Source organism: Pontimicrobium sp. MEBiC01747, assembly GCF_053601635.1.
Window position 1 is genome coordinate 1 of the sequence record NZ_JBSHNS010000130.1, and the last position, 542, is coordinate 542.

The 542-nt window shown below is 25.5% G+C and carries 1 protein-coding gene; it reads left to right on the plus strand.

Annotated features, from left to right (window positions below; all coding sequences use genetic code 11):
- The coding region (locus ACVC2P_RS03660) for a class I SAM-dependent methyltransferase (RefSeq protein WP_452597134.1) at positions 1-542 on the plus strand (542 nt) is incomplete at both ends.

Below are 542 nucleotides of genomic sequence, written 5' to 3' on the forward strand. Positions count from 1 at the left end.
CAATAAAAAAACTTATAAAAACTAATAATGTTGAAGTTTTAATAAACTTTGGCAGTGGTTTTAGTATGTATCCTTTTTTGTTAAATGAATCTTTAATAAACATAGAAATAGACAAGCCAGAGATAGTAAACCATAAAAGCTTAAAAATTAATGAGTGGCAAAGCAGTAAACAATTACCAGAAAGAGAGATTCACTTTATAGGTGTAGATTTTAGTAAAAATTATGAACAGGATCTCTTGTCTAAAATTAATACTATTGTACAAAATAAGACCTCATTTATATTAATAGAAGGAGTACTATTCTTTTTAAATAAAGAAGAAACAAATCGAATTTTTAGTTTTTTCTCTCAACTTCAAAGTATTGGCGATTTTATTGGTAGCGTATCCTATCAGGATAGCATAAAAGAAACAATAGCTTTTAAAAAGTTACTATCATTTTTTAATAAAAAAGTCTCTAAAACTAGTGCGTCCGATTATCTAACTCTTGAAGATAGTTTTTATATAAATAGAACTGGATATTCTTTAATAGATCATCAAGATTAT